At 31.4% G+C, this 9,953-nt stretch carries 9 protein-coding genes; 1 reads left to right on the plus strand and 8 read right to left on the minus strand.

The annotated features are described in order from the left end of the window. Nucleotides 1–13: 13 nt before the first annotated feature. The 8 genes from ADIWIN_RS14805 to ADIWIN_RS14840 form a co-directional block, all read right to left on the minus strand. Nucleotides 14–757: a LytR/AlgR family response regulator transcription factor gene (locus ADIWIN_RS14805; RefSeq protein ID WP_020896230.1), complete on the minus strand. Its 744-nt coding sequence runs from the start codon at nucleotides 755–757 to the stop codon at nucleotides 14–16. Beyond that, nucleotides 754–3,615, minus strand: coding sequence for a sensor histidine kinase (locus ADIWIN_RS19730; RefSeq protein ID WP_152487271.1), 2,862 nt, complete (start codon nucleotides 3,613–3,615; stop codon nucleotides 754–756). Before ADIWIN_RS19730 ends, ADIWIN_RS14805 begins: the two co-directional genes overlap by 4 nt. Nucleotides 3,616–3,681: 66 nt before the next feature. Beyond that, nucleotides 3,682–5,376: a T9SS type A sorting domain-containing protein gene (locus tag ADIWIN_RS14815; protein WP_020896232.1), complete on the minus strand. Its 1,695-nt coding sequence runs from the start codon at nucleotides 5,374–5,376 to the stop codon at nucleotides 3,682–3,684. A 243-nt stretch (nucleotides 5,377–5,619) separates the two neighbouring features. Next, a complete protein-coding gene (locus ADIWIN_RS14820) occupies nucleotides 5,620–6,216 on the minus strand; it encodes a hypothetical protein (protein ID WP_020896233.1) in 597 nt (198 codons plus the stop codon). Nucleotides 6,217–6,243: 27 nt separating this feature from the next. Beyond that, nucleotides 6,244–7,284: an LVIVD repeat-containing protein gene (locus ADIWIN_RS14825; RefSeq protein WP_020896234.1), complete on the minus strand. Its 1,041-nt coding sequence runs from the start codon at nucleotides 7,282–7,284 to the stop codon at nucleotides 6,244–6,246. A gap of 107 nt (nucleotides 7,285–7,391) precedes the next feature. Beyond that, a complete protein-coding gene (locus ADIWIN_RS14830; protein WP_020896235.1) occupies nucleotides 7,392–7,937 on the minus strand; it encodes a hypothetical protein in 546 nt (181 codons plus the stop codon). 9 nt (nucleotides 7,938–7,946) lie between these two features. After that, nucleotides 7,947–8,411, minus strand: a complete 465-nt coding sequence (locus ADIWIN_RS14835) for a hypothetical protein (RefSeq protein ID WP_020896236.1) — start codon at nucleotides 8,409–8,411, stop codon at nucleotides 7,947–7,949. A 211-nt stretch (nucleotides 8,412–8,622) separates the two neighbouring features. Then, nucleotides 8,623–9,063 (minus strand): hypothetical protein, encoded by a 441-nt coding sequence (locus ADIWIN_RS14840; RefSeq protein WP_020896237.1) that lies wholly within the window; start codon nucleotides 9,061–9,063, stop codon nucleotides 8,623–8,625. Between the two features lie 337 nt (nucleotides 9,064–9,400). Between ADIWIN_RS14840 and ADIWIN_RS14845 the strand changes: the two genes are divergently transcribed. Continuing rightward, nucleotides 9,401–9,922, plus strand: a complete 522-nt coding sequence (locus tag ADIWIN_RS14845) for a DUF7935 family protein (protein WP_020896238.1) — start codon at nucleotides 9,401–9,403, stop codon at nucleotides 9,920–9,922. Nucleotides 9,923–9,953 lie beyond the last annotated feature (31 nt).

Consider the following 9,953-nt stretch of genomic DNA (forward strand, 5'->3'; position numbering starts at 1 on the left):
TTGAAGTACAGCTTTAATTGAATAGCTCTAGAAACGCTTTTTTATTAGCTCTAGAAATCGGAACACGTTCTTTATTTTCTAAAACGAGATAGCCTTCGTTTTCAAAATGCCTCACTTTATTGAGATTAACAATGTGCGACTTATGGCATTTAAAAAAATCAGAAGATACCATTTTAGCAAACTTACCTAAGTTATAAGAGCTTAGTAATGTGGTACTATCTTCTAAGTGGATTTTGGTGTAACCTTCATAACCTTCAATATGTAGAACCTCATCTTGTGGAATAAAGGATAAACCTTTGGCAGTTGGTACAATAAGCTTATTATTATCAGTTACCATGGTTGAAATCAATTGTAAAAGCTTTGTGTTTTGCTCTACAGAGTTTTGTGATTCAATAGCTTCTAAAGCTTTATGAACTGCGCTCTTTAAATCGGAATCATCTATTGGTTTTAAAATATAATCGATGGCATTTTGCTTAAATGCTTTTATGGCATATTCGCTAAAAGCCGTTACAAATATCACCTGAAAATTTATCAACTCTAAAGCTTCTAAAAGCTCAAAACCATTAATTCTAGGCATTTGTATGTCTAGAAATACGAGTTGTGGTTGCAGTTCTTTTATCGCACTAATAGCTAATTCTGGTTTTTGATAAGTGCCAATGATCTGAATACTAGGAAACAGTTTTTTGATTTTTTTCTGTAAGCCTTTTATATTGGTAATTTCATCATCAACTATTACCGCTGTTATCTGATCTATCATAGTTTTTGAATTATAAAAGTTGACTTATTTCCTTTTTCGAAATGATCTGGAAATACTTCTTCTTCGGCATAAGAGATATTCCATTTTTTAGAATTGTTTAAAAAGTGTAGTCTATCTTTTAGAACATTAGACGACTTAATCTTTCCATTTTGACTTTTATTGGTATTAACAAAACCTACTCCATCATCTATAATTTCTACTATTAGAGTCTGATTTTGTCCTTTTTTAAAATTAACGATAACTTCCCCATTATCTTCCTTATTAAATATGCCGTGGTTTATGGCATTCTCAATAATGGGTTGCAATATCATGGTTGGTACTTTTGTACTTTCCGTATATAAATCGTCATCCACATTAATCTTAAAATTTAATTTTTCTTTAAAACGAAGTTTCTCAATTTCTAAATAACTCTGTAGTAAATCAATTTCGGCTGCTAATGAGATTTCATTTTCTTTTGAAAGCTCAAAAAATTGCCGAATTAATTTCGAAAATTTTACCAAATACATTTCCGATGCTTCAAAATCATTTTCATTGATATAATATTGAATCGCTGCTAAGGAATTGAATACAAAGTGCGGATTCATTTGCGAACGTAAGGCTTTTAGCTGTAATTCGATAAGACGTTTATCTTCAAAAATCTTTTGATTCTTTTTAAACTGTGATTGTTTTACAATAAACATTGATATTAGTGCCACGAGAAAAATTCCTAGCAATACAATACAGGTTTTAAACCAAAATGTTTGCCACCATAAGGCCTTTATTTTAAAACTTATTTTTTTTGAAATTGATTTATTATATACTTGAAAAACATAATCTCCAGGCTGAAGGTTGTTATAATTCACCGAGTTAATTGGTGTGTTTATCCAATTGTTTTGCAGCGGTTCTAACTTATATAAATAGTCACCGTTTTTTAATTGATCTTCAGAATAATCAATACTTTCAAACTTAAAGTTCACCGCATTATTAGTTGCATAATTAAAGGAGACATTGTTTTCTGATATTGGTTGTTTGTTATAGGTTGCTTCGGTAATAAAGAGATCAATTAATAAGTATTTTCTTGTTTGATTAATGGGTACAATTGCTAATCCATTATTTGTTCCAACAATTAAATCTTCATTAATAACATTGACTGTGTTCACGTTGTTATTTGGCAACCCATCATTGCTATTGTACGTTCTAACTAACTTATATGTATTGTTGATTTTGGTATAATGCAATACGCCAGAATTGGTTGCTAACCAAATAGATTTTTCTTGTATAAAAGCATCCTGAACAATTAAAAACTCAGAGTTATCTAAAGGCTTTATTGTATTTAAATCTGAAATATAACTACCAAAACCATCCGTATTAATTAAAATTTCGGTTTCTGAGATGGACTTAATACTTAGTACAGATTTATTAAAAACGGCTTCTTTAAACTCTATTTTTTTTATGGCATCATTTTCTAATTCTTTTAAACCATTATTGGTTGCTATGATTAATCGGGAATTAAAAACTAAGAAATCATTAGAGCCTTTCAAAATTATATCCTTCTCTATATTGAATGTTTTAGCATCTAACTTAAAAATTCCAAAAGAATAAATACCATATAAATTGGACTTAAAAAACGCGAGTTTCTTTACAAAAGAGTTAATATGATGTGATGGTTTTACATTAGTATTAAAGATTATGCGCTCTCTTTTTCCATCTCCTTCGGAAATAATACCAGATTGTTTTAAGAAATAGGTGCGCTTAAGGCTATCAATATAAACCCCACCAAAATTATAATCATTAGAAGCTATATAAGGGTCAAAGGTTTTATTTGTCTCGTTGTACTTATAAAAGCCCTTATTATAAACACTTGCATACAATTCATTATTGATAATATTTAGGTTTTGAACTTTTTCGTTGTTAAATTGGTATGCTATGTTTTGTTTTATATATGGTAATTTATAAACTCCGTTAGTAAACGTCGCTAACCAAATAGTATTCTGTTGGTCTATAAAACCAAAATGTGCATTTAACTCTGGCGGAAAGAAAAAAGGATTTACAATATGAAAGTCGGTATTAAATGTACCTACAAAGCGGTCTCCGGAAATTTGAATCGAATTTCCAACCAAATTAATTCTAGGATATTTTAAGGTTTCAATACCAACTTCATCTATAAATTTAAAACTTTTTAAAGCAAGTGTTTTTAGGTTTAAAATACTATATGATTTTTCTGAAACCCAAAAATATAAGCTATCACTTATCTGACCACGAGTACTGTTATTATTGATGACACCTTTGGTAGGTCTCTTACCTAAAACATTAAATTTTTTGTCATAAACGTTTAGGCTTTCGTCTTTAAACGCAATACCTAAATAAGCCACTTTATCATTAAAAACAGTGGTATAATCTTCTCGTATTTTGTTTTCTGTTTGAATTTCAAAACTTCTCCAAAACTTATCTTTTAAAGCATAAATCTTTTTAGGTCCTGCAGGATATACCTCATTATTTAGCTGTATCGAATAAATAGGGTTTATCGTTTCTTCTTCATTTTCATTAGGAAAAGATAACACACTATCATTCTCAATATATCCTAAATGTGTTGATTTAGACAGGTACCAAATTTTACCATCTGGCGTGGGGAATGCATCCCAAACATCGTTATTTGGCAAACCTTGTTTTGTTGTAAAGGTTTTAAACGTTTTACCATTATAGCGCACCATGCCTTTATCGGTTAAAAACCACATAAAGCCTTTGGCGTCTTGCATAATAGTATAGACGTGATTACTAGGTAAACCGTCTTTTGTAGCGTAATTGGTATATTGTTGTGCGAATGAAAAACTCCATATCAGAAGAAAATAGATTTTGATATGGAGTTTGTTATGTTTCAATAAAATTAGTTGTCTTTATTTCTTATTTGAATGAAGGCTAAATATAAGTGTAAATTTAATCTTTGATTATTTTTTAGTTGAAATCCCTTTTTCTGTTTTTACTTGTAAAAAGTATAAACCATTAGAGAAGCTAGATACATTTAAAGTATTCTCTCCTGATTGAAGTTGTCCACTTTTAACCACCTGTCCACTTACTGTTATTAAACTATAACTAGCTTCATTAGTTATTGAAACCGTTAATTCATGCTTTACAGGATTAGGATAGACATTAAAATCTACCTGTGTAAATTCTGATGTGCTTAACGCAGCACATTCTGCTTGGTTGTTTACAAACGTTGATGCATTATCTTTGTTTGTCCAGTTTATTGCGGAGTACGTAGCATCATCTACTTCTATACATATTAGGTAAGGGTTGTTAGAAGAATTAAAAAATTGTCCGTTCAAATTACTATTGTTCCCGTTTTTTACATTTAAACTAGTCAGAGAATTATTTTGACAATAAAGTCTAAATAAAACTATATTTTGAGTTAAATCTAAACTCGTTAACTCTGTACTATTACAGTGAAAATATTCTAACGCTATATTCTGTGACACATCTATAGTTGCTATTGGGTTATTAGTTATATAAAAATGGTCTAGATCTATATTTTGAGTCACATCTATAGTGCTTATCTCATTAGAACTTATATCTAAATATTCTAAAAGGATGTTTTGAGACAGATCTAAATTTATCAATTGATTATTATTTGAATATAATTTTTTTAATAAAATATTCTGAGTTAAATCAACATTAGCTAACTGGTTATTAACACTACGTAAATTTTCCAAAGCCTCAAAATCTTCAATTCCTGTTAGATCTAAAATAGCTTGCGACGTTACACTTAAGTTAATTACGGAATCTATAGAAGCTGTAGTCACATAATCATCTCCTGCTACTCCATTACCCATACTGTTAGAATCTCCAACAGATACAATATTACCATTAGCATCATGCGTTTCTAAATAATTCTCAAAATTATCATCTGGAACGTAGGTTAATCCGACATGAGCACAATCTTCACTATAAACAGCTGTAACGTCAACATTTAGCCAATTAGCAGTACTCCAATCTTCATCATCTACTTCAATACACGTTAAGTATGGATTGTTTAGCACATTAAAATTTGAAATAGCTACATTGTTTATATTCTTCATGATTAAACTGTATAATTGATTATTATAAGCTAATAAGGTATATAAATTTATATTTTGTGAAAAATCGAGACCTATTATTTGATTATTGTAGCAAGATACATATGACAAAGGGTGATTCTGAGAAAAATCTAAAGTAACTATCTCATTATCATTACATTCTAAAGTTTCCAAATAATAATTAAAACTCACATTTAAACTGGTTAATTGATTATGATAGCATTTTAATACTGATAAAGCGGGATTTTGTGTCACATTTAATTCTGTTAATTGATTGTACCCACAATAAAGTGATTGTAAGGCTGAAAAGCTTTCAATACCTGTTAAATCTGAAATCCCTTGATTGCTAACATCCAAATAACCTATTGTATTAATTTTTGCCGTAGTTACATAGTCGTCATTAGCAATTCCATTTCCCAAACTCGTTGGGTCACCAACGGCAACGACATTACCACTAGTATTGTGTGTTTCTAGATAATTTTCAAAATTATCGTCTGGTACATAAGTATTTTGCGAATATGCTGATATGGCTAGACTAAAAAAAGCCAATAATAGTATTTTTGTTTTCATAGGTGTATATTTTTTAATTTATTACAATCAGATGTTATTACAATTAATGACTAGTGAGTACTTAATAGTAATAACATGCTAGATTCATAACTCTATTCTTTTTTAATGTTATTATATAATTGTATTGCTTCTGAAAACTGGAATCCCAGACAGAACAGCTCTACTCTTATAATATCTTTATCTTAAAGCTTCATGTTACTTTAAAAATGTATTACCTACATGAATATTGATATATTTCAATTTCTAATCAGCATTAAAACCTAAAGCTATATGCGGAATGGCTGTATCATACTCTGCCGATCCACCTCCTTCAAAACTTGAGCTTAAAAACTTTACATTAACACCTGTTATTGGGAATGTAAAGGCGGAATTATCCATTTTATTAATGATAGTCCCATTAGCTTGATTTATATCCGTGTATCCTGGGGTTATTGTCCTCCAGACACTAATGAAATCGCCTGCCTCAACATTTAAAACTTGAGAAATCGTATGATATTCCAATTCTGTTTGAGAAAAAGACAGAACATCTTCATAAATAAAACCATTGTTATTATTTGTTATTTTAATAGTATAAGTACCAGTGTAATTTGTTGGGTTTTGGTACCCAATACTGCATATTACTCCGTCTTCGAGTATTCGCATAGCATAATGGTGAACCTCTAATGGTTTTGCCTCTGTTAGATTTGTATAACCATTTGCTGTAGAAAACGTATGTGTCATTTCTGTAGACACATAACTCTCATCACAAACATTAAGTGTTATGTTTTGATCATCATCACTATTACAACTAAACATTGTAATTGTTAATAGGATTAAAAACGTTTTTATAATTATTTTCATAATAATTATTTATTTAGGTTAAATTAGTTATTGTCCGAGTGCTATAAAATTTCCGAAACCAGTTCCTAAAGAAGATTCTAATACAAAATCATTTCCACTGATGTCATAAATATGAAGTCCATTTGCATCTGTTACATAAGCGTAATTACCATTTAGTGCTACACCACTTGATCTTGATAGTATTTTCATATCTTGTAAGGAAAGTGTTGCCAAATCATACATTCTAACACTATCAGAACTATTTTGCAACGGTGCATTTGCACTTGCTTTCATGGTTACATAAGCATTACCATTATGAATTGCGAATGCTGTAGGATATCCTTCTATATTAACTTCGTTAACTAACGTAAGTGTTGCAGCATCGAATTGTTTTATTTTCTTATCTATTGTATTAGCAACGAAAAGGTAAGTTCCATCGGTTTCAACCCAAGAATGATACTGACCAAAAGGAGCATCACCATAAGAAGCCGTATCAATATCTGCGGTATTTGTGGTTCCTGTTGCTGTCGGAGTTCCTGGTGTTGTAACATCGTAAGAATGTAAACCATTAGCTTGATCGATGACAAATAATTCATTTTGAACCTTTGTAAGACTCATAGCATCTCCACCAGAATTTAATTGACTAGTAAAATTAAAACTAGCGATATCTACAACATGTAAACCTCTATAAACATCTGTTAAGTAAGCCACATTATTAACCATGTACATATCACTTAATAAACTAAAAGCAAGTGTATTACTTTTTTGAATCTCTGCCTGAATACTTGGTGCCGCTACATTACTAATATCTACGATACTTAAATAAGGTTCGGTCGCATCATACTGAGCAACATATGCCACATCTGGAGATACACTTACAAAGTAAGAGGTATTTACCGCAATACTATTTACTAACGTTGGTGCGGTTGGTACCGTAATATCAATAATTTTTAAATCTGTACCATCTGTGATATAGGCATACTCCGCATTTATTGTGCTTCCAGAACCGCTTGAAGAGCTATTATCACTACAACTAAAAGCCAATAACACGACCAATGTTGACACTATTGTTTTTATATATGTTTTCATGTGTTTATTTTTTTCGAAGGTCACATGCTGTTCGTTATTAATTAGATCTTTGTTATTAATAATTTTAACATGCACGTTTCATAATTTTTATTATTTATTTGAATCACTTATTCTCTCAACACTCTACCCTCTCCTACTATTGATCCTTGAACAGAGTTCTCTGTCGCAAGTAAAAAATCACCTTGAAAAGAAAATTCTATATAGTCTCCTACATTCACTGGGTGTACGGTAATTGTGCACACAATAGGATTACTTGGCATGACCGTCCAACTAGACAAAAACGTATGACCAGGGGTTAATTCTGTGAAATAAAAATTAGCCGTTAGACCATCCGATACTCCCCAATTAAAATTAGTTGTATTAGTAAATGACGTGAAATCTTGAAACGTAAAATCGGCATCAACTATAACAGTCGGACCATCTGCCGTTGCCGCACCTGCTCTAAAATAAAATTTCTCAAACGTAGAATTGGGATTTGGCTCATACCGTCCTCTAGCGTAAGCATCAAAAATACGGTCAGGACCATTATTTATTGAATATTTAAAATACTCACTCGTATTTAAGGTTGGTGTAATTGTATCGTCGTCACTACTACAGCTAAAACTCAAGAGTGTTAATGCCATTAAAAGCATTGATTTAATAAATGATTTCATCGTTTTGTTTTAATCTAATATTATTCCTAAAGTGCCTTCGTAATGCCCAGTAATGGAAGTGCCATCTGAAGCTAAAAACGTATAGTCTACATCGATTGTGCTATTTGCAGGCACATTTGTATCAATGTTTATTGCATTTATGATCACCGTCGGTCCTATAGTTCCTACAGCATACCAAACTCCACTTGTTTCTGGAAGGTGACCATAGTTGATTCCATTTTCTGTTCCGAAAGAAGAAGAAACGACTCCATCATAAGCGATTAAAGAATCTGCTGAGTAATTAGGTACACCAGTACTTAAACTAGAGCCGATATACGTATTACCTGTCGAAATTAAACCCGAACCTAAACTTGGATTATCATCTAGCGATACTTTTATTAAAGCCAATTTTGAAGTGGTACTAACCGAATAGGCATAGGCATAACCGAGACCTACATCTCCAAAAGTATCTGTGATTCTCCCATCAGTAAACATAAAGTTGTAATGATCAGGATTACCATCTGCATTGCTGTCTAATTGATCTATAGTGACGTAAGCATTTACAGTTTCGTGAAACGTTGAATTTATTGTAAATCCATCTGTTGAAGCTGCTGATGTAGCATCGTCGTTATTATCACAATTAAAAAAGTAAGAGCAACAACTAGTATTAATAAGGTGTTTATTCCTAATTTCATAATCTACTTTTTTAAGGAGTTACATAATCAATTACAACACATAATTCTACTTCCTCTCCTGAAGCTAGTACAATATCTAATCGAATCTCATCACCTACAGCACTTCCTGCTCTTTGGCAAGTCACAACACCAGAATAGTTTATATCATTAATTTTAATTTCAGGATCTGAATCTACAGCACCATTAGTAACCGCTTTTGTGACAACGAACGTGCCTCCCATATTGCTAATTTGATTCACTTCATACGCTCCAATACCTGGTCCATCATTATTTGGAAAATAATCCGTAACCAAATCTGATGCTGGTATTAAAGTTAGAACCCCTTGTAATTCTGCTGTAAGTCCTTCATAACTACAAACACTTATGTTTGGAGCATTGTCATCATCGTTGTCACAGTTAAATAGAGTAAGTGTAATGGCTAGTAATAAAATTGTTTTTAAAATTGATTTCATAATTCTTATATTTTTGTTTTTTATAATTCAGTTAACGCTTTGAAAACTGACGTTCGAGGTTATATCAAGTAGCTATTAAAATTGTTACCCTCTAATTCTTTCTTTTTTAGAATTATTTTAAAAAAAGATTATTTCGTGTAAGCAATCGAAAACGATTCGATACTTTTCACGACGTAAAAGTCAATAGCTTATGCAAAATAAGCCGTACACTATAAAATGCACGTTACCATATGCCTTAAAAGCGACTTCATGGAATGAAAGACAGACTTCATTCAATTATCGGTTTTGTTTGTGCAATAGACTTAAAGGTTTTAAGTTTGTATTCTAAATTTACACTATGGATATTGACAACATTATCGAGTTACTTTTCAGCATTGCTCCTGCTGCTATCGTTGGTGCAGTGGCTTACTATTTTTTTAAGCAACATGTAGAAAATGAAAATAGTAGAAGACGCTTTTTATTGCAGAAAGATTTGCAAAAAGAAAGCTTTCCATTACGCTTGCAAGCTTACGAACGTATATCGCTTTTCTTAGAGCGCGTGGCACCTTCAAAACTTTTAACGAGAGTTCACCCTACGTCTTCTAATAAAACAGATTATGAAAGCTTACTTATTGCAACGATAGAACAAGAATTAGAGCATAACTTATCACAACAGATTTATGTAAGCGATCAATGTTGGTCTATTACATTAGCTGCAAAAAATGCGACCATTCAATTGATTAGAAAAGCTGCCATGCAAGAATCAACAGATACAGCTGACAAACTTAGAGAGGTTGTTTTAACAGAACTTATGGATAAACCAGCACCAAGTAATGCGGCTCTTGCATATATAAAACAAGAGGTTAGTGAAATGTGGTAAAACAAAAGATGCTAAGCATAAACTAAAAAAA

The sequence above is a fragment of the Winogradskyella psychrotolerans RS-3 genome (genome assembly GCF_000427335.1).
Lineage (GTDB): Bacteria > Bacteroidota > Bacteroidia > Flavobacteriales > Flavobacteriaceae > Winogradskyella > Winogradskyella psychrotolerans.